Annotated in this window: 22 protein-coding genes; 6 read left to right on the top strand and 16 right to left on the bottom strand. The window is 57.2% G+C overall.

Translation table 11 applies throughout. The features are described from left to right. Positions 1–444 precede the first annotated feature (444 nt). Positions 445–3,579 carry a ribonuclease E gene (gene rne, locus ACMWLG_RS02030; protein WP_045401878.1) on the top strand — a complete coding sequence of 1,045 codons (3,135 nt, stop codon included), beginning with the start codon at positions 445–447 and terminating at the stop codon, positions 3,577–3,579. A gap of 41 nt (positions 3,580–3,620) precedes the next feature. Here the strand turns inward: rne and ACMWLG_RS02025 are convergent, their stop codons facing one another. Then, positions 3,621–4,523 carry a LysR family transcriptional regulator gene (locus ACMWLG_RS02025; protein WP_023311145.1) on the bottom strand — a complete coding sequence of 301 codons (903 nt, stop codon included), beginning with the start codon at positions 4,521–4,523 and terminating at the stop codon, positions 3,621–3,623. Positions 4,524–4,668: 145 nt separating this feature from the next. On the opposite strand from ACMWLG_RS02025, the gene ACMWLG_RS02020 reads away from it, so the two are divergent. Beyond that, positions 4,669–5,883 (top strand): MFS transporter, encoded by a 1,215-nt coding sequence (locus ACMWLG_RS02020; protein WP_045620258.1) that lies wholly within the window; start codon positions 4,669–4,671, stop codon positions 5,881–5,883. Positions 5,884–5,958: 75 nt separating this feature from the next. Here ACMWLG_RS02020 and flgL read toward each other — a convergent pair whose 3' ends face one another. The 11 genes from flgL to flgB form a co-directional block, all read right to left on the bottom strand. Continuing rightward, positions 5,959–6,912, bottom strand: a complete 954-nt coding sequence (gene flgL, locus ACMWLG_RS02015; protein ID WP_045401873.1) for a flagellar hook-associated protein FlgL — start codon at positions 6,910–6,912, stop codon at positions 5,959–5,961. Positions 6,913–6,926: 14 nt separating this feature from the next. Beyond that, positions 6,927–8,567, bottom strand: coding sequence for a flagellar hook-associated protein FlgK (flgK, locus tag ACMWLG_RS02010; protein WP_414762941.1), 1,641 nt, complete (start codon positions 8,565–8,567; stop codon positions 6,927–6,929). A 75-nt stretch (positions 8,568–8,642) separates the two neighbouring features. Then, a complete protein-coding gene (flgJ, locus tag ACMWLG_RS02005) occupies positions 8,643–9,596 on the bottom strand; it encodes a flagellar assembly peptidoglycan hydrolase FlgJ (RefSeq protein WP_023311141.1) in 954 nt (317 codons plus the stop codon). Beyond that, positions 9,596–10,693, bottom strand: a complete 1,098-nt coding sequence (locus ACMWLG_RS02000; protein ID WP_023311140.1) for a flagellar basal body P-ring protein FlgI — start codon at positions 10,691–10,693, stop codon at positions 9,596–9,598. The genes flgJ and ACMWLG_RS02000 overlap by 1 nt, the downstream gene beginning before the upstream one ends. Before the next feature lie 12 nt (positions 10,694–10,705). Beyond that, positions 10,706–11,404: a flagellar basal body L-ring protein FlgH gene (gene flgH / locus ACMWLG_RS01995; protein WP_023311139.1), complete on the bottom strand. Its 699-nt coding sequence runs from the start codon at positions 11,402–11,404 to the stop codon at positions 10,706–10,708. Between the two features lie 57 nt (positions 11,405–11,461). Then, the gene (gene flgG / locus ACMWLG_RS01990) at positions 11,462–12,244 is read right to left on the bottom strand and encodes a flagellar basal-body rod protein FlgG (RefSeq protein WP_008500810.1); all 783 of its coding nucleotides are present in this window, start codon (positions 12,242–12,244) and stop codon (positions 11,462–11,464) included. 11 nt (positions 12,245–12,255) lie between these two features. Further along, a complete protein-coding gene (locus ACMWLG_RS01985; RefSeq protein WP_023311138.1) occupies positions 12,256–13,011 on the bottom strand; it encodes a flagellar basal body rod protein FlgF in 756 nt (251 codons plus the stop codon). Positions 13,012–13,031: 20 nt separating this feature from the next. Next, on the bottom strand, positions 13,032–14,282 hold the full coding sequence (gene flgE, locus ACMWLG_RS01980; RefSeq protein WP_045620255.1) for a flagellar hook protein FlgE: 1,251 nt from the start codon (positions 14,280–14,282) through the stop codon (positions 13,032–13,034). 26 nt (positions 14,283–14,308) lie between these two features. Beyond that, complete coding sequence (flgD, locus tag ACMWLG_RS01975) at positions 14,309–15,019, bottom strand: flagellar hook assembly protein FlgD (RefSeq protein ID WP_045401867.1); 711 nt, start codon at positions 15,017–15,019, stop codon at positions 14,309–14,311. 11 nt (positions 15,020–15,030) lie between these two features. Continuing rightward, positions 15,031–15,435 (bottom strand): flagellar basal body rod protein FlgC, encoded by a 405-nt coding sequence (gene flgC / locus ACMWLG_RS01970; protein ID WP_008500814.1) that lies wholly within the window; start codon positions 15,433–15,435, stop codon positions 15,031–15,033. A gap of 3 nt (positions 15,436–15,438) precedes the next feature. Further along, entirely contained in the window at positions 15,439–15,855 is a 417-nt protein-coding gene (gene flgB, locus ACMWLG_RS01965) for a flagellar basal body rod protein FlgB (RefSeq protein ID WP_023311135.1), read from the bottom strand. Between the two features lie 157 nt (positions 15,856–16,012). Here flgB and flgA point away from each other — a divergent pair, with 157 nt between their 5' ends. The 3 genes from flgA (at position 16,013) to flgN (ending at position 17,489) form a co-directional block, all read left to right on the top strand. Next, positions 16,013–16,672, top strand: coding sequence for a flagellar basal body P-ring formation chaperone FlgA (flgA, locus tag ACMWLG_RS01960; RefSeq protein WP_023311134.1), 660 nt, complete (start codon positions 16,013–16,015; stop codon positions 16,670–16,672). Positions 16,673–16,765: 93 nt separating this feature from the next. Beyond that, positions 16,766–17,059, top strand: a complete 294-nt coding sequence (flgM, locus tag ACMWLG_RS01955) for a flagellar biosynthesis anti-sigma factor FlgM (protein ID WP_023311133.1) — start codon at positions 16,766–16,768, stop codon at positions 17,057–17,059. A 4-nt stretch (positions 17,060–17,063) separates the two neighbouring features. Continuing rightward, positions 17,064–17,489 carry a flagella biosynthesis chaperone FlgN gene (gene flgN, locus ACMWLG_RS01950; protein WP_008500818.1) on the top strand — a complete coding sequence of 142 codons (426 nt, stop codon included), beginning with the start codon at positions 17,064–17,066 and terminating at the stop codon, positions 17,487–17,489. 59 nt (positions 17,490–17,548) lie between these two features. On the opposite strand, the gene murJ is transcribed toward flgN, so the two are convergent. The 4 genes from murJ to rimJ all read right to left on the bottom strand — a co-directional run bounded on the left by murJ (position 17,549) and on the right by rimJ (position 21,390). After that, positions 17,549–19,084: a murein biosynthesis integral membrane protein MurJ gene (gene murJ / locus ACMWLG_RS01945; protein ID WP_045357088.1), complete on the bottom strand. Its 1,536-nt coding sequence runs from the start codon at positions 19,082–19,084 to the stop codon at positions 17,549–17,551. A gap of 129 nt (positions 19,085–19,213) precedes the next feature. Then, the gene (locus tag ACMWLG_RS01940) at positions 19,214–20,137 is read right to left on the bottom strand and encodes a Gfo/Idh/MocA family protein (protein WP_045401862.1); all 924 of its coding nucleotides are present in this window, start codon (positions 20,135–20,137) and stop codon (positions 19,214–19,216) included. A gap of 2 nt (positions 20,138–20,139) precedes the next feature. Beyond that, positions 20,140–20,796 carry a YceH family protein gene (locus ACMWLG_RS01935; RefSeq protein WP_045401859.1) on the bottom strand — a complete coding sequence of 219 codons (657 nt, stop codon included), beginning with the start codon at positions 20,794–20,796 and terminating at the stop codon, positions 20,140–20,142. A 9-nt stretch (positions 20,797–20,805) separates the two neighbouring features. Beyond that, on the bottom strand, positions 20,806–21,390 hold the full coding sequence (rimJ, locus tag ACMWLG_RS01930) for a ribosomal protein S5-alanine N-acetyltransferase (protein ID WP_008500822.1): 585 nt from the start codon (positions 21,388–21,390) through the stop codon (positions 20,806–20,808). A gap of 236 nt (positions 21,391–21,626) precedes the next feature. On the opposite strand from rimJ, the gene mdtH reads away from it, so the two are divergent. Next, complete coding sequence (mdtH, locus tag ACMWLG_RS01925) at positions 21,627–22,835, top strand: multidrug efflux MFS transporter MdtH (protein ID WP_045401856.1); 1,209 nt, start codon at positions 21,627–21,629, stop codon at positions 22,833–22,835. Positions 22,836–23,113 lie beyond the last annotated feature (278 nt).

The following is a 23,113-nucleotide window of genomic DNA, read 5'->3' as shown; positions in this document are numbered from 1 at the left end:
AAGTGAAGAAACTGTGAGTAACCGGGTGATAATTGGTAAAAGTCATCTTGCTATAACCCGGCGAGCAGTGGAATAATGAGGCTGTTTTCCGTGTTAAATCCTAGTTAAGTAAGGATGTTGACGGAATGACCAATTTTGTCTGACCGATCATCCACGCAGCAATGGCGTAAGACGTATTGATCTTTCAGGCAGTTAGCGGGCTGCGGGTTGCAGTACTTCCCGGTATAAGGATTGTTCTCTGGAGAGTTCTACCCAGGCAATTCCCCTGATAATTGCGCTGTGTTTCCGTATGAAATACAGGCAACCGACACTCTGCGCCTCTTAAGCGAGCGACAACCGTGAGGTTGGCGACGTGAACAGACACGAGGCCATCGGTTCATACCCCGGAAAGCGTCACCTTGCCCGCAGCTTTGTCGTCAATGTAAGAATAACGAGTAAGTTACGATGAAAAGAATGTTAATCAACGCAACTCAGCAAGAAGAGTTGCGTGTCGCCCTTGTGGATGGGCAGCGCCTGTACGATCTGGATATCGAAAGTCCTGGACACGAACAGAAAAAAGCGAACATTTACAAAGGTAAAATCACCCGCATTGAACCAAGCCTTGAAGCTGCATTTGTCGATTACGGTGCTGAGCGTCATGGTTTCCTCCCTCTGAAAGAAATCGCCCGCGAATATTTCCCCGCAAACTACAACGCCCATGGCCGCCCAAACATCAAAGATGTTCTGCGTGAAGGTCAGGAAGTTATCGTTCAGATTGATAAAGAAGAGCGTGGCAACAAAGGTGCCGCGCTGACCACCTTTATCAGCCTCGCAGGGAGCTATCTGGTTCTGATGCCTAACAACCCGCGTGCGGGTGGCATCTCTCGCCGTATCGAAGGTGATGACCGTACCGAGCTGAAAGAAGCGCTGGCAAGCCTCGAACTGCCTGACGGCATGGGGCTTATCGTGCGTACCGCAGGCGTTGGCAAATCAGCCGAAGCGCTGCAGTGGGACCTGAGCTTCCGTCTGAAGCACTGGGAAGCCATTCAGAAAGCAGCCGAAAGCCGCCCTGCTCCGTTCCTGATCCACCAGGAAAGCAACGTTATTGTGCGTGCCTTCCGTGATTACCTGCGTCAGGACATCGGTGAGATTCTGATCGATAATCCGAAAGTGCTTGAGCTGGCGCGCCAGCACATCGCCGCGCTGGGTCGTCCGGATTTCACCAGCAAAATTAAACTGTACACCGGCGAGATCCCGCTGTTCAGCCACTATCAGATCGAATCCCAGATTGAGTCCGCTTTCCAGCGTGAAGTGCGTCTGCCATCCGGCGGTTCTATCGTTATCGATACCACTGAAGCGCTGACCGCTATCGACATCAACTCCGCGCGTGCAACGCGCGGTGGCGATATCGAAGAGACCGCTTACAACACTAACCTCGAAGCCGCTGATGAAATCGCCCGCCAGCTCCGCCTGCGCGACCTGGGTGGTCTGATTGTTATCGACTTCATCGACATGACCCCTGTTCGCCACCAGCGTGCGGTTGAAAACCGTCTGCGCGAAGCGGTGCGTCAGGACAGGGCGCGTATCCAGATTAGCCATATCTCACGCTTTGGCCTGCTGGAGATGTCCCGTCAGCGTCTGAGCCCGTCTCTCGGCGAGTCCAGCCATCACGTTTGTCCGCGCTGCTCCGGCACCGGTACCGTGCGTGATAACGAATCGCTGTCCCTCTCCATTCTGCGTCTGATTGAAGAAGAAGCGCTAAAAGAGAACACCAAAGAGGTTCACGCCATTGTGCCGGTGCCAGTTGCCTCTTACCTGCTTAACGAAAAACGTGCAGCGGTAAGTGCGATTGAAGCGCGTCAGGGTGGCGTTCGCTGCATCATCGTGCCAAACGACCAGATGCAGACCCCACACTATCACGTGCTGCGCGTGCGTAAGGGCGAAGAGACGACCACCCTCAGCTACCTGCTGCCGAAGCTGCATGAAGAAGAGATGTCCCTGCCTTCCGATGAAGAGCCAGCCGAGCGCAAACTGCCAGAGCAGCCTGCGTTAGCGACCTTCATCATGCCTGAAGCACCACCGGAAGCAGCTCTGGAAAAACCTGCTGCCAAACCTGCAGCGCAGAAACCAGAAGCAGCGGTAGCGAAAGCCCAGCCGGCACAGCCGGGTCTGCTGAGCCGCTTCTTCGGCGCGCTGAAGAAGATGTTTGCTGAAGAAGAAGTTCAGCCAGAGCAGCCGAAAGAAGAGCCAAAAGCAGCCAAGCCAGAGCGTCAGCAGGACCGTCGCAAGCGTCAGAACAACCGCCGCGATCGTAACGACCGCAGCGATCGCAATGACCGCAGCGAGCGTCGTGACAACCGTGACAACCGCTCTGAGAATAACGAAGGCCGTGAGCAACGCGAAGACAACCGTCGCAACCGTCGCGAGAAACAGCAGCAGAATGTTGAAGATCGTGAAATTCGCCAGCAGGCGGGCGATGAGTCTGAGAAGAGCAAACAGCGTGACGACCAGCAGCCGCGCCGTGAACGCAACCGTCGCCGTAACGACGAGAAGCGTCAGGCACAGCAGGAAGTCAAAAACCTGAACCGCGAAGAGCCTGTTGAACAGCAGGACGGCGAGCAGGAAGAACGTACTCAGGTAATGCCACGTCGTAAGCAGCGCCAGCTTTCTCAGAAAGTTCGCTTCGCCTCTGAAGCAACCGAAGAGTCTGGCGCTATCGCGGTTGAAACCAGCGAGAGCACAACCAGCACGCAGCTGGCGAAAGTTGACCTGCCAGCGGTCGTTGAAAACAACGTTGAGCAGGATGATAACGGTGAAAACCGCGATAACGCCGGTATGCCGCGCCGTTCACGCCGTTCTCCACGTCATCTGCGCGTCAGCGGCCAGCGCCGTCGTCGCTATCGTGACGAGCGTTACCCGACTCAGTCGCCAATGCCGCTGACTATTGCCTGTGCTTCGCCAGAAATGGCGTCCGGCAAAGTCTGGATCCGTTACCCGGTTGCTCGTCCGGAGCAGGTTGTTGAAGAACAGCCTGTAACCGAAGAGGTAATTGCACCAGCAGCCGCGGTAGAAGCTGTCGTGACTGAAGCGGCAACCGTGGTTGAACCTGAGGTTGTTGAACCTGAGGTTGTTGAAGCTGAAGCCCCTCACGCAGTGGAAGTAGAAACCACCCATCCAGAAGTGATTGCCGCGCCGGTTGATGCCGCACCGCAGCTTATCGCCGAAGAAGATGCCGTGGTGGCTGAGGAAGTCGCTGAAGAGGCTGAACCTGTAGCCGCAGTGGAAAACACCGCCGAAACCCTGATTGAAACCACCGCTGAAGAAGTTGTTCAGGACGTTGAGATTCAGGTTGAACCGGTTGTCGAAGAAGCGAAAGCGCCTGAGGTGAAACCTGAGCCGGTTGTTTCTGCACCAGCCGCAGCCCACGTGGCGACAGCACCAATGACGCGCGCCCCGGCACCGGATTACGTGCCTGAAGCCCCGCGTCACAGTGACTGGGTACGCCCGGCATTCAGCTTCGACGGTAAAGGCGCTGCAGGCGGCCACAGTGCAACGCATCAGGCGACTGCACCGGCGACGCGTCCGCAGTCTGTCGAATAACGACGCTGAAAGTAAAAAGCCGACCTTCGGGTCGGCTTTTTTTATGGCTGCTGTACGGGCTTTCTCATTCCGGTCACCTCAGGCATGACCTGCCGCATCAACTCCAGAAAACGCCGCAAGCGTGCCGGATAATAGCGGGACCAGGGGTAAACAAGATGCACCGGTAACGCCGCTGGCTGCCAGTCTGGCAGCAAATGCACCAGCCGCCCTTCCCGAATATCATCCTGTACCGTCCAGCTGGATACCACCGCCACGCCAAGGCCGGTGAGCGCCGTATTGCGTGCGACATACAGACTATCGGTGCTGAGGCGCGGGGTAATCGCCACTCGCGCGGTGGCGGGTGATGCATCGTGAAAAAGCTCCACATGGCGCTGGTAGAAAGAGCTGATCGCTATCCAGGGAAACTGCTGCAAATCCTCCGGCGTGTTGACCGTCGGAAAACGGGCCAGCAGCGCCGGTGAAGCCACCACCGAGCGCGGCACTTCGGCCAGCAGCACGGACACGGTCGCCGGATCGACTTCCACGCCCACCCGAATCGCACAGTCCAGGTTGTCGCCGAGGAAGTCCGCCGACCGATCGTTGAGCATCCACTCAATCGAAAGCTGCGGATAGCGTTGCAAAAACTCGGTTACGGGTTTCAGAAGCTGGTCCTGACCAAACGCGTGGGGAGCGCGCACCCGCAGCACGCCTACCGGCTCATCTTCCGTCTGCCCCACCTCATCTTCCAGCGCCAGCCAGCTGTCAATCACCCGACGGGCGTGCTGATAGCAGCGCTCGCCGTCATCCGTCAGCCGCGTCGTGTGGGTGGTGCGCAAAATCAGGCGCACGCCCAGCATGGTCTCAAGCGACTGTAACCGTCTGCTTACCGTGGCCTGGGTAGTGGCCAGCTGCCGCGCCGCCGCTGAGAGGGAGCCCGCCTCAACGATACGAACAAACGTCCGCATTAACTCCACCCTGTCTATACGCTCAGCTCTTTTCATCGCATTTTCACTTATACGTTCAACGTATAAGCGTTTTACCACCGGGCCCGCTACCGTCGCAAGGCGTACTGATAAAAAATAGCCTCACACGACGAATGAGGAACATCTTATGAACACAACAACCGCCGCCCATGCCGTGAGCCGCTGGGTAATCTTAATGCTGGCGATCGGTGCAGGTTTCAGCGTGGCATCTATCTATTATGCCCAGCCTCTGCTGCCGCTGATGGGCGCAGACCTTCATCTGAGTATCGAAGGAATGGGCCTGGTCCCGACGCTCACCCAGGCGGGATATGCCCTGGGGATCCTGTTCCTGCTGCCGCTAGGCGATCGCCACGACCGCAGGACGTTAATCCTGATAAAGAGTGCGGCGCTGGCGCTGTTTCTTCTCGGCTGTAGCCTGACCGGGCAGATCCACTCTCTGCTGCTGGTAAGCCTGCTCATCGGCATGGCCGCCACCATGGCACAGGATATCGTCCCTGCCGCAGCCATCCTTGCGCCGGAAGGTAAACAGGGGAAAACCGTGGGCACGGTAATGACCGGGCTGCTGATGGGTATCTTATTATCCAGAACCGTGAGCGGCGTGGTGGGCGAAGCGTTTGGCTGGCGCGTCATGTACCAGCTGGCGGCGGCGAGCATTGCGTTCATCGGGGTGATGATGTGGTTTGTGCTTCCCCGTTTTGCCATTCACTCCACGCTGAGCTACCCCGCGCTGATGCGCTCAATGGAACATCTCTGGCGTCGCTATCCGGCGCTGCGCCGTGCGGCGCTGGCTCAGGGTTTTCTGTCGATTGCCTTTAGCGCCTTCTGGTCTACGCTTGCGGTCATGCTGCTGGAACGCTATCACCTGGGGAGTGCCGTAGCGGGTGGTTTTGGTATTGCAGGTGCCGCCGGTGCGTTAGCTGCCCCGCTGGCAGGGGGTCTGGCAGATAAACTGGGCGCAGGAAAAGTCACGCAGCTTGGTGCCGTTCTTGTGACCGTATCATTCGCCCTGATGTTCCTGATGCCCGCGCTGGGCGTTCAAGGACAGCTGATTCTGATCGCCATCTCCGCCGTTGGGTTCGACCTGGGTCTGCAGTCCAGCCTGGTCGCTCACCAGAACCTGGTATATAGCCTTGAACCGCAGGCGCGGGGCCGTCTCAACGCCCTGCTCTTTACGGTGGTCTTTATCGGGATGGCGCTGGGTTCCGCGTTAGGCAGCAATATTTACTCGCTGGCCGGCTGGACGGGCGTGGTCGCGCTGGCGACGGTCTGTGGCGTCATTGCGCTGGCAATCCGTCTGATAGAAAGCGCACGAGTCACCTCCGCATCAGCAGAAGTTGCATAAAAAAAATGCCCAATCCAGACGGATTGGGCAGTAAAACATGCCCAGTTTCAAGACATGTTCCAAGAGGTCAAGATGTTATTTGTTCAGCTGGAACAGAGACATGCCCTGCATATCGCTAAACGCTTTATAAGACGCCTGCAGGGCCGCCTGCTGCATGGTGTAAGAGGAAATCGCTTCGTTCCAGTCAACATCAACCAGGTCACTCATCTGCTTGGTCTGACCCAGCGCGCGGTCATCGCCCAGCGTATCGAGTTTTTCCAGCTCGTTCATCTTGGTTCCCACATCCGCAACGACCGTCAGGATATTGTTCTGGGAGTTTTTGATGCCGATTTGCGCATTGGCAATCACCTGGCTTTGCGCCGTTGCGGCAGCCGGATCGTTCTCAATCGGTATCTTCAGCGAGGCAATAGCAGAGTCCAGAATTTTGAACATGTTGGTCTGGCCATATCCACCGCCCGGCAGCTGTTCCGCATTACTGGTAATGCTTTCGAAAATTTGCTGGCCGGTATGGCTAATGGTCATATTTCGCGCCGTATCAACCTGCTGCGAGATGGCCTCTGCGCCGCCGTTATAATCCCCGGTCACGGCATCAAACGGTGCGCTCTCGGTTTTGTATCCCGCGAAGATAAAGCGACCATTGCCATCCGTCGTGTTGGCCAGGTTCATCAGCTGATCGCGGATCCCCTGGATATCGGTCGCCAGAGAAAGACGGTCGTCATCGCTTAATGTGCCGTTCGACGCGTAAACTAACTTCTCGCGCACGCTTGAGATTGCGGTGTTGACCTGGGTTAACACGTTATCTTCCAGCGAGACCTTCTGCGTTGCAAAGGTACGCGCGAGCGCGAACTGGCTGTTTTGCGACTGAGACTGTGACAGCACGATGGCCTGCGACGCGGCGATAGGATCGTCCGAAGGACGATTGACGCGCTTGCCGGTGGACATCTGCTCACCGTAGCTCAGCCATCTGCTCTGGGAATCGGTGATCCCACGCATGTTCTGCTCGTACATCATCTGGGTGCTAATACGCATTGTTCACCTCAACCTTAACGAATGTTGATAATTGCATCGAAGAGCGTACTGGCAGTTTGTAGAACCTGGGCATTGGCCAGGTAATACTGCTGATAACGCTGCAAATTGCCATACTCTTCGTCGAGGTTTACCCCAGAGATGGTCTGCTGCTGCTTGATTAACTGCGTCTCCACGTTGGCTTTCGTCTGGCTGCTCACCTTCAGTGACGCCGTTGAGCTACCGACGGTACTGACCAGAGAGGCATACGCATCGTTGAAGGTTTTGTTTCCACCCACCACTTTGCCGTTTTGCAGATCGAGCAGTTTTTGGCCATTACGGTTATCACTCTCGCCGCCGTTCTGCACCGATGCCATCGCCAGCTTGGACTCGTCGATGATCGCGAGTTCCATGTTCATGATGACGTTGGAAACAGGCTTCACGGTAAAGCTGTCTTTGGTGTTTGCCGTACCGCTCACGTTGACGTTAAGGCCATCAAAAGACAGATTGCCGCTGGCATCCGGGCTCATCGTAAAGCTGGTTTTGTCTGACGAGCGGGTGACCGTCCAGTCAGTGCCGTTAAACTGCAGCTTATAGTCTGTCGCCTGGACCTGTTTGCTGTCCGCCACAGACGCCGTAACAACGGCCGAACCGCCGTTCTTGCTGTTGGACAGAACCGCCGGAGAACCAAAGTTGAACAGCTTACCGCCCGCATCACCGTTCGCATCAAAACCGGCTTCATGCTGCGTGTTCATCGCGTCGGCAAAGGCCAGCGCCATCTGGTTCAGGCTGTTACGGGCTTTATCCAAATCTTCCGTGCGGAAGGTCAGTAAACCGCCTAAAGAACCGGTGGTGATAAATTTCTCCGGGATCTCAATATTGCCCGCCACGTCATCGACGTAGGCGATAGTGGTACGAGCCGGATCGGCGCTGGACTTCACGGCCGCCAGCTGGCTGGCTTTGCTGCCCTGTACCAGGCTGTAACCGTTACCGAGAGAGATATTAAACGTGCCGCTATCCTGCACGGAGACTTCCACGCCCACGATTTTGTTCAGTTCAGTCACGAGCTGATCGCGCTGGTCCAGAAGATCGTTAGGTGACGCGCCCGCGCCAACGCCGGTCAGACGGGAGATCTGATCGTTCAGATTCGCAATCTGTGCCGCGTAGTTGTTGATCTGAGACACGCTGCTTGAGATGGCGGTATTAACCTGCGCGTCCTGGTCACGGAGATACTGATCGTTGGTTTTAAACTGATTGACCAGACCACTCGCTTTACCCAGCACCGTCTGACGTGCAGCCGGGTCTTCCGCGTTGCTCACCAGGGTTTGCAGGCTTTTGAAGAAATCCTGCAGGGTGGTGGAGAGCGAGTTGGTGGTATCGGAGAGCACATCGTCAATTTTTGACATCTGCTGATAGCGCGTCGTCAGACCGCTGCTCTGCGTCTGCGCGGCGCGCAGCTGGTTGGTGATGAAGGCGTCATACTCACGCTGGACACCGGAGACATAAACCCCGTTACCCACCCAGCCACCGCCGGTCAGCGTGCTGTTAGATGCGCCCAGCACCGTGGTCTGGCGGGTGTAACCTGCCACGTTATAGCTTGAAATATTATTACTGACGGTATTGAGTGCCGACTGCGCGGCACTGAGGCCACTCATGGCGCTGTTAATCAAACTGGACATGGGGGTTCCTTTTATACGTTCAGACACGAGTCCTGATGAAGGTTATCGGCAACCTCCACCGGGACTTGAGAACTTTCAGAACAGATTTTCAATATCTGTGCTATAGGCTTTGCTGACCTTCTCGCCCATGGATTTCAGCTGCTGGATCATGCTGGTGAGCTTGCGTGCATAGTTCGGGTCAGTCGCGTAGCCCGCGTTTTGTAAGGCCTGAGCGCCCTGCTCCGCCGTCGCCGCCTGCGTAACGGCGGTATAACGCGGATTTCGGCTCAGCAGGCCAACGTAGTCGGACAATGCTTCCAGATAGGAGCTGTAGACGCGGAATTTTGCTTTGACCTTCACCGCCGCACCGTTCTCGTATTCGGTGGTCGTGATCTCCGTTGTTGGCCCCTTCCAGCTGGAGGTGGCCTTTACGCCGAAGATGTTGAAGCTCGGATCGCCGTTTTCCTTGCGGATCTGACGCTGACCCCAGCCCGACTCCAGCGCGGCCTGCGCCAGAATCAGGTGATGCGGCACGCCGCTCTGTTCGCTGGCGAGACGCGCGGGCAGAGAAAGCTGCGCCAGGAAGTCTTTGCTGTCACCGGAGAGCGGCTCATCGCCGCTGCCAGTGGCTTTTGGCATCGCTTTACGCACCATTTGCGTCAGAGCCTGGTTCTGATAACTGGTCACCGTTTCCAGGTCGAACTTCATCGGCACCTGCTGCGTCTGTTCCTGAGGCTGAATGCCCTGCGCGGCTTCGGTCTGTTTCACAATCATGTCAGCCAGACCGAGGCCTTTACCGGCGGTCATCTGCTGCGCAATCTGCTGGTCATACATGCTGGTGTAGAGACGCGTTGAATCACTGCTGAACATCCCGTCTTTCGGCAGGGTTTCGCGCATGCTTTTCAGCATCATCTGTACAAACATCCCTTCCACCTGGCGGGCGACCGGGCGGATGTTCGCCGCCGGGTCTTTGCCTGCTTTGGTTTTCAGTTCGTTGAGCGACTGGGCGTCCCAGGCTGCACTGGTCAACAGTTTGCTATCGGTCAGCATTAGATGATTTCCAGTTTGGCGCGCAGGCAGCCCGCGCTTTGCATGGATTGCAGGATGGACATCAGATCCATCGGCGTTGCGCCCAGGGCGTTCAGGGCACGCACCACGCTATTCAGGTTGGCGCTGGAGCGAACGCTCTGCAGCGACCCGCCGCTCTGGCGCATATCAATCTGCGTTTGCGGTGTTACCACCGTCTGACCGCCGCCAAATGGCGTGTTCGGCTGGCTCACGTTCGCGGAGCGGTTAACCGTCACGGAGAGGTTACCCTGCGCCACGGCACAGCTGTCCAGCGACACTTCCCGGTTCATCACCACCGAGCCGGTACGGGAGTTGATGATCACTTTCGCATCCTGGACCGGAACGTTAACTTCCATATTCTGAATATCAGCCAGCATGCGCACCTGGTTGCTGCTGCCGGTGGAGGTGCGGATCTGCACGGTGCGCGCATCGAGTGCCGTTGCGTTACCGTAGCCGCGGCTGCGGTTGATGGTATCGGCAATTTGCTGCGCCATCGTGAAGTCTTCATTATTAAGCTGCAGGTTGATGGTGTTGCCCGCGCCAAACTGGGTCGGCAGTTCACGCTCAATGATTGCACCGTTGGTGATACGTCCACCGTTCAGCTGGTTCACCTGCACGCTGCTTCCGCCTGCGGATGCCCCCGCACCGCCAACCAGGATGTTCCCCTGCGCCAGCGCATACACCTGGCTATCAACACCTTTCAGCGGGGTCATCAGCAGCGTACCGCCGCGCAGGCTTTTGGCGTTACCCATTGAGGAGACCACCACATCAATGGTCTGCCCCTGACGCGCAAACGCCGGGTAGGACGCGGTGACCATTACCGCGGCCACGTTTTTCAGCTGCATGTTGGTTCCCGCCGGCACGGTAATACCGAGTTGGGAAAGCATGTTGTTCAGGCTTTGGGTGGTGAACGGCGTCTGGGTCGTCTGGTCACCGGTACCATCCAGACCAACCACCAGGCCGTAGCCAATCAGGGAGTTTTCACGCACACCCTGAACGCTGGTGAGATCGCGAATACGGTCAGCCTGGGCAAATGTTGTCACCAGCGCGAGCGCCACGGCGAAGATCGATTTAAACATGGGTCACCTCGCTTACATCGGCGATAAATTAAGGAAGAAGCGCTGCAGCCAACCCATATTTTGGGCTTCATTGATATAGCCGTTACCGACGTACTCAATGCGCGCATCCGCCACCTGGGTAGACGGAACGGTGTTGGTGCCGCTGATGGTGCGAGGGTTAACCACGCCCGAGAAGCGAATGAATTCAGTGCCCTGGTTGATGGCGATCTGTTTTTCACCCACAACGTGCAAGTTGCCGTTAACCAGAACCTGGTCAACCGTGACCGTCAGCGTACCGCTGAAGGTGTTGCTGGCGTTCGCGCCACCTTTACCGTTAAAGGTATTGCCGCCAGAGGCCTCGACATCTGCTCGCGCGTTGCCGAACAGTCCCTGCAGGTAGCGCGGGACGGTATCGAAGCCAAAATTCGTTTTGCCATCGCGGCTGGCGTTCGCCGACGAGCTCTTGCTCGCGCTGACGTTTTCCTGCAGCACAATGGTCAATGTATCGCCGACGTTACGCGGGCGGCGATCTTCAAACAGCGGCTGATAGCCGTAATTAATCGGCTGCGCGGTCTGGAAAATGGAGCCGTTGACCACTGGCGCAGGGCCGGGAACGGGTTGGGCAGTCGTCGCACCCTGGACCAATGGTTTAGACGGGATCAAAGCACACCCGCTGAGGGTGACAGCCAGAACAGTCAGTATCGGATAACGAAACGCCGCGTTTTTTTGCATTGCCTTCATCTTCGAAAACAGGGAGCCGGTGCGGCGTTTACCGCACCGGGCTACACCTTAGAGTTGCGTCAGTTTCTGCAGCATCTGGTCGGTCGTCGACACTGCTTTACTGTTAATTTCATACGCGCGCTGGACCTGGATCATATTCACCAGCTCTTCCGCCACGTTCACGTTGGACGTTTCAACATACCCCTGGTACAGCAGACCCGCACCGTTCAGGCCCGGAGTGCTCTCATTCGGCGTACCGGAGGATTGCGTTTCGGTGTAGAGGTTCTCACCAATGCTTTCCAGACCGGTATCGTTCATGAAGGTGGTCAGGTTGAGCTGCCCAACCTGAACCGGCGCGGCCTGTCCCTGCTGGGTCACGCTGACCACACCGTCGCGTCCGATGGTGATGCTCAGGGCGTTCGCCGGGATGGTAATCGCAGGCTGAACCTGGAAACCGCCCGCCGTCACCAGCTGGCCGTTCTGATCGACCTGGAACGAACCGTCGCGGGTATAGGCAGAGGTCCCGTCAGGCAGCTGCACCTGGAAGAAGCCCTGGCCTTTGATTGCCACGTCCTTGCTGTTGTTGGTCTGAGACAGGTTGCCCTGGCTGTGCAGACGCTCGGTAGCCACCGGGCGAACGCCGGTACCAATCTGCAGGCCCGACGGCAGCGTCGTCTGTTCAGAAGACTGCGCGCCCGGCTGACGGATGGTTTGATAAAGCAAATCTTCGAAAACGGCACGCTGACGCTTGAAACCATTGGTGCTCACGTTTGCCAGGTTGTTGGCAATCACGTCCATATTGGTTTGCTGGGCGTCCAGGCCAGTTTTCGCGATCCATAAAGAACTGATCATAAGGAGTCCTGTTAACTCATAGCCAGAAGTTGGTTAGCTTTGCCCGCGTTTTCATCCACGCTGCTGATGATCTTCATCTGCATTTCGAAACGACGGGCGCTGGCAATCATGTCGCTCATGGCGGCTACCGGCTTGACGTTACTGCCTTCCAGAACGCCGGACATCACGCGGATGCTCGGATCGGCCTGTAATGTGGCACCACGCGTCGCCTGCGCCGCCTGGGTCAGACGAAACATGCCGTCGTCGCCGCGCTGCACCTCTTTGCCTTCCGCTTTAACCAGCTTCAGACGTCCGACGGGTGCAACGGTGTTGGCCGGATCGCCCGGGTTCAGCGCCGAAATGGTGCCGTCCGCGGCGATAGTCAGCTCAGAGCCTTCCGGCACGGTCAGCGGACCCGCTTCCCCCATCACCGGATGACCCTGAATCGTCAGCTGGCCCGTCGCGCTCACCTGGATATTGCCGTTACGGGTATAGCCTTCGCTGCCGTCGGCCGTTTGCACCGCCAGCCAGCCGTCCTGCTGCAGGGCAACGTCCAGCGGGCGCGAGGTGTAGTCCATCTGCCCTGGCGTCATATCGGCGCCAGGGGTTGATGCCGTCACCAGCGTACGGGTCGGCAGGGAAAGCCCTTCTACCGGTACCGCGCGCAGCGCATTAAGCTGAGCGCGAAAGCCCGGCGTAGAGGCGTTTGCCAGGTTGCTGGCGGTAACGGCCTGCTGATTGAGCGTCTGACTTGCCGCGCCCATCGCGGTATATATTGCGTGATCCATTGCGCTTTCCTGTTAGCCGCTTAACGCAGGTTAACCAGCGTGTTGAGGATCTGGTCCTGGGTTTTGATGGTCTGCGCGTTCGACTGATAGTTACGCTGCGCGACGATCATGTTCACCAGTTCTTTACTCATATCCACGTTGGAAGCCTCCAGCGCGCCGTTGGTCAGCTTGCCGAAGTTACCGGTGCCTGCGGTACCCAGCAGCGCCACGCCGGAGGACTGTGTGGCAGACCAGACGTTGTCGCCTTCCGATTTCAGGCCTTCGTTGTTGGCGAAGTTTGCCAGCACGATCTGCCCCAGAACCTGAGACTGTTCGTTAGAGTAGCTTCCCACCACGGTGCCATCGTCGTTGATCTGGTAGCTCACCAGGTCGCCAGGCTTGTAGCCGTTCTGATTGGTTGCCACAACGCTGTTTGCACCGGTGTTCTGCTGCATGGAGTTCTGGAAGCTCAGGGAGAAGGTCGCCGCCGTCGCACCGCTGACAGAACCCGTGGTGATGTTAATGGCCGGCGTGGCGTTTGGCGTTGCGCTCAGTACACCCGCAGCGTCGTAGTTGTAGACACCCGCCAGGTTACCGTTCACATCAAAGTTCATCTGCGCCGCTTTTGCCGCTGTTGAACCCGCAACGCTGCCGTCCTGAGTGTAAAGATCCCATTTATTGTTGGCCGTCTTCACGTAGTAGACGTACATGTTGTGGGCGTTACCCTGGCTGTCGAATACGGTCACGGTCCCTTTTTTGTTGTAGGTGTCCGGGTTGGTCGCATCGAACGGGGCCGTTTGAACAGGATCGGTTGAGTTCAGGTTGATCTGCTGCGTCGCGGTGGTGGTTGATTTCGCCGCCATCAGGGTGTTCGGGATAGTAATCGCCTGAGGGTTCGCACCGGTCTGAACGGTTGGAGGCGTTCCGGCTGCCGGGTAGCCCGTCAGCTGCATGCCCTGCATGTTAACCAGCGTACGGTTTTCGTCCAGCTTGAACTGGCCGTTACGGCTGTAGAACACAGAACCGTTGGAATCGACCATACGGAAGAAGCCGTTCTGGCTGATCGCAACGTCCAGACCACGACCGGTGTTGGTGGTGGTGCCGTCGGTAAAGTCCTGAGTGATGCCCGCAACTTTCACGCCCAGGCCGACTTTGGAACCGGCAAACATGTCCGCAAATGAAGCAGAACCGGATTTAAAACCATAGGTCGCGGAGTTGGCGATGTTGTTGCCAATGACGTCCAGGTTGGTGGCCGCAGCATTCAGGCCGCTGACCGCTTGAGAAAAGGCCATGACTTACTCCTGATAAGTGTTAAGGCTTAGATAATCTGCCGAACTTCGTCGAGTGTGGTGGAACCAGAGGTTCCCAAATCCAGTTTGTTGCCGTCGCTTCCTTTAATCACGCCCTGGACCAGCGCGAACTGCAGCGGCTGCGCCACCAGCTGGGTTGTCCCGTTGCTGGCGCTGATCGCTACTTTGTAAGAACCGTTTGGTGCTTTAGTGCCGTCGGTCAGGCTGCCATCCCACGTAAAGGTGTGAACGCCCGCCTTCAGCTCGCCGATATCAATAGTGCGCACGACCGTGCCGTTGCTGTCGGTAATGGTGGCGGTAACTTTCTCCGCCGCCTGCTGCAACTCAACGCCAAACGGCGTGGTGGTCGTTGTGGTGTTGCCTTCGGTGGTGCTGGTGCCCGCCAGAATCGTGGTTCCAGGGATCATCACCCCGTGGCCAATCAGGCTTGCCGCCTGCAGAGACTGGGCGCTGTTAATCTGCCCGGAGACGGAGCCGAGGGTGGTGTTGAGTTTCTCAATGCCGCTAACGGTGCTGATCTGCGCAAGCTGCGTGGTCAGTTCGTTGTTCTGCATTGGGTTGGTGGGATCCTGGTTCTTAAGCTGCGCCACCAGCAGTGTCAGAAAGCTGCCCTGAAGATCGGAGGCATTGCTCCCGGTGAGGGAGTTAGAACCCGTCGTACTCTTCGTGTTATTAACACCCGAGTTCGTAGGATCATTCACATTTACGGCGATGGACATGCATGTCTCCTTTACTGGCCGAGAGTGAGCGTTTTGAGCATCATGCTCTTCACGGTATTAAGCACTTCAACGTTGGCCTGGTAGCTGCGAGAAGCCGACATGGAGTTCACCATCTCACCCACCACATCCACGTTTGGCATTTTCACGTATCCGCTGGCATCCGCGAGCGGGTTACCCGGCTCATACACCAGCCTGTCCGGCGCCTGGCTCTCTACCACATCAGACACCTTCACGCCGCCCGTCGCCGCGCCCGGCGCAGCATCGACCTGAAAGACAACCTGTTTGGCACGATAAGGCTGGCCGTCTGGTCCGGTTACGCTGTCGGCGTTCGCCAGGTTACTGGCAGCCACGTTCAGGCGTTTGGACTGCGCGGTTAACGCCGAACCGGCAATATCAAAAATATTCAACAAGGCCATCTATCAGTTCCCCCCCTGCAGGACGTTCATCATGCCTTTGATTTGTCCGCCGAGTACGGTTAAGCCCGTCTGGTATTTCAGACTGTTATCGGCAAACTGCGTACGCTCCCGGTCCATATCCACGGTGTTACCGTCGAGTGAGGGCTGATCGGGAATGCGGTAAAGTAAATCGGTCGCTGGCGCGGTCATCGCCTGAGCAGGAATATGGCGAGAGGATGTCATGGCAAGTGCAACACCCGTTCCTTCGGCACGTCCACGCTCCATCACCTTTTTGAGTTCACTGGAAAAATCAATATCGCGCGCCTGAAACCCTGGGGTATCGGCGTTAGCAATGTTGGCGGCTAAAATCTCCTGCCGCTGGGCGCGTAAATTGAGCGCTTCCTGCTGAAAACGTAACGCGGCGTCGAGTTTATCGAGCATGTCTCCTCCGCTGATGGCAAAATTTCAGTTCACAGCTTAAATCTCACCCGGTCTCTCCTATCGACGGAATAAGCGCAAAATGCGTCGCTATTTATTGCGTTGATGCAAAACCACTGCAGGTAGAATTCATTCAACTCTGGAAACGGTGGAACTTGCGATGCAAACGTTAAAACGTGGCCTGGTGGCAACTTTCTTGCTGTTTAGCCCTCTGGTGCAGGCTGAAGGCTTACAGGATCGGCTGACGGCTTTTTTTGCTGAAAAGCTGGCGGGCTTTAGCGATGAGGTTAACGTTACCGTGCGCACCCCACCGAATCTGTACCCGACCTGTGACCAACCGTCATTCAGCGTGACGGGAACCACCCGGCTGTGGGGAAATGTGAACGTGCTGGCACGCTGCGCGAACGAAAAACGCTATTTACAGGTTGCAGTTCAGGCGACGGGCAATTATGTTGTCGCCGCCGTACCCATTGCGCGCGGCAGCGTGCTGCAGACGAACAGCGTGACGTTAAAGCGCGGCCGTCTGGATCAGCTGCCTCCACGTACCATGCTGGAAATGAACCAGGCACAGGACGCCGTCAGCCTGCGTGATGTCGCCCCTGGCCAGCCGATACAGCTCTCCATGCTGCGTCAGTCGTGGCGGGTAAAAGCGGGTCAACAGGTGATGGTGGTGGCCAACGGAGATGGCTTTAGCATCAACAGTGAAGGGAAAGCGTTAAACAATGCCGCGGTGGCGCAAAACGCCCGCGTCAGAATGTCCTCAGGCCAGGTGGTGAGCGGAACCGTCGATTCTGATGGGAATATTCTGATTAACCTATAATCTTTTTAAAGATTTCGCGGCGCGTGCCGATAAATATTCCACTAATGATGATGTCAGGCGCAAACGCCGCGAACCCTCGATGAGGACAACACTATGAGCATTGATCGTACATCAGCCCTGAAGCCGGTAAGCGCTGTACAACCTCGCGAAACGAATGACGCTCCTGCGCAGAAAACGCGTCTGGAAAAACCGTCAACATCCAACAGCACCAGCGTGACCCTGAGCGACGCGCAGGCAAAACTGATGCAGCCAGGCAGCAACGATATCAATATGGAACGTGTTGAAGCGCTGAAAACGGCTATTCGTAACGGTGAGCTGAAAATGGACACCAGCAAGATTGCTGATGCCCTGATTCAGGAAGCACAGAGTTTCTTACAGAGTAACTAACCGTATGAGTCGACTGTCAGAAATACTGGATCAAATGACGGTTGTTCTTAACGACCTGAAAACGGTAATGGACGCTGAACAGCAGCATCTCTCTTCCGGTCACATCAACGGCAGCGCGCTGCAGCGTATTACTGAAGATAAGAGTTCGCTACTGGCGACGCTGGATTATCTGGAGCAACAGCGCCGCGCTGAGCAGGATCCTAAGCGTAGCGCCAATGACGATATTATTGAGCGCTGGCAAACCATTACCGAAAAAACCCAGCACCTGCGCGACCTTAACCAGCACAACGGCTGGCTACTGGAAGGTCAGATTGAGCGTAATCAGCAGGCGCTTGAGGTATTGAAACCGCATAAAGAAACCGGACTGTACGGTGCGGATGGTCAAACAGCGACTGCGCGTATTGCGGGAGTTAAAAAGATTTCGATTTGACGCCTGGGCGACAAATCATGCAGCGGGGAGCACCATAAGGTGAACTCCCCTTTTGGCGTTTATGCCGTACGGCGGGCAAACTCTTTCACTTTGAACCCCAGCACCGCGAGCGTGGCAAAGTAAGCCACGACCCCGACGCCTACCACGGCCATCAGCCGCATCAGACGATAAGGCATAGTGCCGAGGGACCACTCCGGCATCACGTACATCATGCCGAGAAGCGCCGCCGACATCACCAGTACCGCAACGATCAGACGTACCAGGAAACTTCCCCACCCCGGCTGCGGCGTAAAGATATCCTGCTTGCGCAGCTGCCAGTACAGCAGCCCGGCATTCAGACAGGCCGCCAGACCAATAGACAGCGACAGGCCAGCATGCTTCAGCGGACCAATAAACGCCAGGTTCATCAGCTGGGTCATAATCAGCGTCACGATGGCAATTTTCACCGGCGTTTTGATGTCCTGACGCGAGTAGAACCCGGGCGCCAGCACCTTGACGACGATCAGCCCCATCAAGCCGACCGAGTAGGCAATCAGCGCGCGCTGGGTCATGGCGGCATCAAAGGCGGTGAATTTCCCGTACTGGAAGAGCGACACCGTCAGCGGTTTGGCCAGAATACCCAGCGCCACCGCGCTCGGCAGGGCCAGCAGGAAGCAGAGACGTAAACCCCAGTCCATCAGGCGGCAATATTCATCATGATTGCCGCTGGCAAAGCTTTTCGACAGCGACGGCAGCAGGATGGTCCCCAGCGCCACGCCCAGCACCCCGGACGGGAATTCCATCAGACGGTCGGCGTAGTACATCCAGGAAACCGAGCCGGACACGAGGAAAGAGGCAAAGATGGTGTTAATGATAAGCGAGATCTGGCTGACGGAGACGCCGAGAATGGCGGGCCCCATCTGCCTGATCACGCGCATCGCCCCGGCATCTTTGAGATTGATGCGCGGCAGCACCAGCATGCCGATTTTTTTCAGATGCGGCAGCTGGTACGCCAGCTGCAGCACGCCGCCGACGGTAACCGCCCAGGCCAGCGCCAGCACCGGCGGGTTAAAGTGCGGCGCGGCGAACAGGGCAAAACCGATCATGCTGACGTTGAGAAACGTTGGCGCAAACGCCGGAACAGAGAAGCGGTTCCAGGTGTTCAGGATCGCCCCCACCAGCGAGGCCAGCGAGATGAGCAGAATATAGGGGAAAGTAATGCGCAGCAGCTGCGAGGTCAGCGCAAATTTGTCAGCCGTATCGGCAAAACCGGGCGCGGTCACCATAATCACCCAGGGCGCGGCCAGCATCCCGAGTACGGTCACCACAGCTAAAGCCAGCGTCAGCAATCCGGAGACATAAGAAACAAAGACGCGCGTCGCGTCTTCACCCTGCTTGCTTTTATATTCCGCCAGAATGGGCACGAATGCCTGGGAAAACGCCCCTTCAGCAAAAATACGACGCAGCAGGTTCGGCAATTTGAAGGCGACGAAAAAGGCGTCCGTGGCCATCCCTGCACCAAATACCCTTGCCACAATGGCGTCGCGCGCAAAACCCAGCACGCGGGAAAACATGGTCATCGAGCTGACGGCCGCCAGCGATTTTAATAAGTTCATTAACGTGAATTTCCAGAACCATACGGATTTGTAGGCCAGATTAGCGTAAGCGCCACCCGGCAAAGCCAACAAGCGACGCTTAGTCTAACCGGATTTCAACGAATTACTATCCGCAGATGTTACAGCGAGTTATTCGCTCATGGCATCGCGCCAGAGCCTTTCCACAATGCGCTGCGCCAGAATGGCCTGCTCGCCGGACGTTTCAGGAACCGTCTGATTTTGCACGCAGGTGATAAAGTGACGGGCGCATCCTGCGAAACCGCGCTGCTCGAGGGTGCTCTGCCAGCCTGGCGCCGGGAGCGTCACCACGCCATTGCCCTTCTCTTCCCGCCACTCGCGCATGTCCGTAATGTCGTACAGCGCGCCGTCGGTCACCGCCTGCACGGATTCACGCTGGCTACCCGCCCGACGGTGCATGCTGGTGGTAATCTGAAGATGCTCAACGGAAAAGTGGTGTTCAGCGTAGACCATTTGCCCCTGATCGTTTGTCACGAGGGTGCCGCTTTTCAGCAGCGCTTCGCCGTTGCTCAGCCACAGCGCCGTATCCACAACGTGCAGATAATCATCCAGAAGGGTGAACCGCAGATCGTTTGGCCCAATGCTGTCGGTGCGGTGCTTATCCATTCGCAGCGAGGCAAGCGTGCCCGACTGCGCCTTAAGCTGCTGGTAAAGCGGCGCGAAGCGGCGGTTGAAGCCCACCATCAGCGTCAGTTTTTTGCGCGCCGCCAGTTCGATCAGACGTTCCGCGTCCGGAACATTTTCCGCCAGCGGTTTATCCACGCAGACGTGAACCCCCGCATTGAGCAGCTCGCTCACCACCTGATAGTGAGTTGCCGTTGAGGTATGCACAAAAACCGCATTACACTCGCGGGCCAGATCCTGCAGGGAGGCAGCGTACGGAATGCGCCAGGTTTCGCAGATACGTTCTGCCTTTTCTCGCGTGGGTGACCATGCCCCTTGCAGGGTCCAGTCCGTCGCCGCACCTAAAACAGGCAGCCAGGCTTTTTGCGCAATGCCGCCCAGCCCCACCACGCCTACGCGTAATTTTTTCACCGTCAGTCTCCCAGATGTGCCAGCAAGGCATCCAGACGCTGTTTCAGCCCGGCGACCTCTTCTTCCAGCGCTTCTACGCGCGCGACAAGAGTGTCATTGCTTGCTGAGGATCCCGCGTCGCTCTCCGCGGTAACGGTAGCGACATCGACGTCGCCGCTGAACAGGTGCATATAGCGGCTTTCACGTTTACCCGGCTCGCGCGCCAGACGCACCACGTATGGGCCGTCTTCGCGAGAAGCCAGCCCTTCCAGGGTCTGCTCAACTTCCTGCATATCGCTGAACTCATGCATGCGGGAAGCGCGCGTGCGCAGTTCCCCCGGCGTCTGCGCTCCGCGCAGCAACAGCGTGGTGATGACCGCCACTTCCGCACTGCTCAGCTTCAGGTCGCCAAATTCGGAGTTACAGAAGCGCTGTTCGTATTTGGTCACGCGGTTGCCGAAGCCGCTGACGGTGCGCAAATAGTGGCGTTTTACCAGCGCATCCAGCACGTCCTGAACCTCATGCTCGCTGAGGTTCATCACCGGCTCGCGGTTGGTTTTCTGGTTGCAGGCCATGGTCACGGCGTTGACGGAGAGCGGATACTGCTCCGGCGTGGTGACCTGTTTTTCGAGTAAGCACCCAATCACGCGCGCTTCTGTACCGTTTAGCTGATACTTCATCTTTTCTCCTTAACGACCTGCGGTCCAGTCCCGAGTGGTTAACGCCGTCAGAACGTGGTCGCGCCACTCTCCGTCTATCAGCAGATAGTCTTTGGCGTAACCCTCTTTCTCGAACCCTAAGCGCGCCAGCAAATTGCCGCTGCGCTGATTATGCGGCATATAGTTCGCCATGATGCGATGGATATGCTGCGTGCGTTGCATATAGCGGATCGCCACCGTTAACGCCTCGTACATCAGCCCCTGCCCCTGCCATTTCTGGCCGATGGAGTAGCCAAGGTAGCAGGCGTGAAACGACCCGCGCACCACGTTTGAAAAATTGGCGATCCCGATAATCTCTTTCTCTTCGGGATCCAGCAGCGCGAAATAAAACGCGCTGCCCTGCTTGTGAAATTCCGTAATCATGCTGAGGCGCGCCTGCCAGCCGGAAGGGTAACAATGGCTCTCATCCCGAACGGGTTCCCAGGGTTTTAAAAACTGGCGATTCTCGGCGTAATAATCCGCCAGACGCCAGGCATCACGCTCATGCACCAGACGAACGACCAGCCTGTCCGTTGTCAGACGCACTTTTGGCACATTACTGCGATAGCCAAACATCGATACCACTCCTTCCCGTCACTTCTGCTGACCCATTAGCTTTACTATACCTGCGCCTGCGCCGTCTGTGAAAACAGTGACATACCATTTTGCCCTCTTTTCATTATTTTCGATGAGAACTCTCTATCAAAGCACCCTTTTGATAAAAAAATATTGTCACGCCCAGGGGTGGGAAAAAACGCGGCGACACCGCAGAATGTTAGCGTGCTCACCTTCTTATTTTCCCTGGAGGGAAAATGTCCCGCGTATCACAGGCCAGGAGCCTGGGTAAATATTTCCTGCTCGTCGATAACATGCTGGTTGTGCTCGGCTTTTTTGTCGTTTTTCCGCTGATATCGATCCGCTTTGTCGATCAGATGGGCTGGGCGGCATTAATGGTTGGCATTGCCCTGGGGTTACGCCAGTTTGTCCAGCAGGGCCTGGGCGTCTTTGGCGGGGCCATTGCCGACCGCTTTGGCGCTAAACCGATGATCGTTACCGGTATGCTGCTGCGCGCGGCAGGTTTTGCCACGATGGCGGTCGCCCAGGAGCCCTGGCTGCTCTGGTTCTCCTGTTTCCTCTCCGGTATCGGCGGCACGCTGTTCGATCCGCCGCGCACCGCCCTGGTGGTGAAGCTTATTCGCCCTCAGCACCGCGGCCGTTTCTTCTCGATTCTGATGATGCAGGACAGTGCCGGGGCGGTTATCGGCGCCCTGCTGGGAAGCTGGCTGCTGCAGTATGATTTCCGACTGGTCTGCGCGGCTGGGGCGGTGCTCTTTATTCTGTGCGCGCTGTTTAATGGCCTGTTCCTGCCCGCCTGGAAACTGTCGACGGTCAAAGCGCCGGTCCGGGAAGGGCTTGGCCGCGTCCTGCGCGACAGGCGTTTTGTCACCTATGTGTTGACCCTGACGGGCTACTACATGCTGGCTGTGCAGGTCATGCTGATGCTGCCGATCATGGTTAACGACATTGCGGGCACGCCTGCTGCCGTTAAATGGATGTACGCCATCGAAGCCTGCCTGTCGTTAACGCTGCTTTATCCGATTGCCCGCTGGAGCGAACGGCATTTTCGTCTGGAGCATCGCCTGATGGCCGGGCTGCTCCTGATGACGCTGAGCATGATGCCGATCGGTCTGGTGAACTCTCTCCAGCAGCTGTTTACGCTGATTTGCACGTTCTATATTGGCTCAATCATCGCCGAGCCTGCCCGTGAAACGCTGAGCGCCTCGCTTGCGGATGCGCGTGCGCGCGGCAGCTATATGGGTTTCAGCCGGCTGGGGCTGGCGCTTGGCGGCGCATTAGGTTACGCCGGTGGCGGCTGGTTGTTTGATGCCGGAAAAGCGTTAAGCCAGCCCGAACTCCCGTGGATGATGCTCGGCGCGGTGGGCTTTATGACGCTCCTTGCCCTGTGGTGGCAGTTCAGCCAGAAACGCAGCGCGAGCGGGATGCTCGAGCCTGGCGCGTAGCCTTTCCCTCGGGCGGGATGAGGGAGGCGAGCATTGAACCATCTCCTCGCCCCATTGGGGTTGAGAGATCCCCATAAAATAATGCCTGCACTGATGACTCCCTCCCCCTTGAGGGAGAGGGCTGGGGTGAGAGGAAATATATGGCTCTGGTGGTCATTCCGTTCACGTTATGCTCCTTGCTACTCTTTAACGAAGTGGCCTGTGAACGTGCCAGGGTGGCTCAGTCGCCACCACCCTGGCGACCCGGGCTCCCGGCGGTAAATCGCCGCTTCGCGGAT

The organism is Enterobacter sp. 01-M-02-SI-ECC (assembly GCF_047530595.1).
GTDB lineage: Bacteria > Pseudomonadota > Gammaproteobacteria > Enterobacterales > Enterobacteriaceae > Enterobacter > Enterobacter cloacae_M.
The sequence above is the reverse complement of the archived record's forward strand: the minus strand, read 5'-3'. Positions and strand labels throughout refer to the sequence as shown.